This window comes from Neoluteolibacter marinus, assembly GCF_014904755.1.
In the GTDB taxonomy this organism is placed as follows: Bacteria; Verrucomicrobiota; Verrucomicrobiia; order Verrucomicrobiales; family Akkermansiaceae; genus Haloferula; species Haloferula marina.
The window spans coordinates 1-827 of the sequence record NZ_JACZFQ010000158.1 but is presented as its reverse complement, the minus strand read 5'-3'; the positions used below and the strand labels follow the sequence as shown (position 1 = coordinate 827).

At 64.8% G+C, this 827-nt stretch carries 1 protein-coding gene; it reads right to left on the bottom strand.

The window, feature by feature from the left end; all coding sequences use genetic code 11:
* On the bottom strand, positions 1-827 hold an 827-nt coding region (gene yidC, locus IG178_RS24280; RefSeq protein WP_193215181.1), incomplete at both ends, for a membrane protein insertase YidC.

Genomic DNA, 827 nt, shown 5'->3' with positions numbered 1-827 from the left:
GGCAGCCTTGGCGCGAGCCTCCTCGATCTCGGCCTGGTGCTCCTCCTTGGTCTTGCCGACCGGGGGAAGGCCCTTGGCCTCGCGGCGCTCGTTGAGCTCGCGCTCGGCCTGCGAGCCGGGAGTGGGGTTGTTGCGGATGACCCAGTACTGCTGGCCCATGGACCACAGGTTGGAGACGGTCCAGTAGATCAGCACGCCGATCGGGAAGTTGATGCCCGTGATGAGGAAGATGATCGGGAAGATGTAGATGATCATCTGCTGCTGGCGGTACATCGGAGAGTTCTTGGTGGCCTCCGAGACGTTCTTGGACGCCAGCTGCTTCTGCGAGATGAACATGGTGACCGTCATGGCCACCACCAGCAGGGCCGCGATGATGATCGTGGCGGTGTGGTTGCCGTCGCCGGGCGAGCGCAGCGTGGAGAACAGCGGGGCGCCGAACAGGGTGCCGTCGTAGAACTGGTGGATCTTGTCCGAGGACAGGACCAGGATCCCCTCGTCCCGCTCGGCAGCGCCGGTCACGCCGTTGAGCACCTGGAACAGGCCGAAGAAGATCGGCATCTGGGCGATGATCGGCAGGCAGGAGGCCAGGGGATTGACCCCGTGCTCCTTGTACAGGGCCATCTGCTCCTGGGCCATGGCCTGGCGCGAGACCTGGTCCTTCTTGCCCTTGTACTTGGCCTGCAGCTTGGCCATCTGCGGCTGGATCTCCTGCATGCCGCGCATGGAGCGGATCTGGCGCAGGAACAGCGGGATGGTCAGGGTTCGCATGACCAGGGTCAGGCCCACGATGGCCAGGACCCAGGTCCATCCGCTCGCCGCATCCAGCC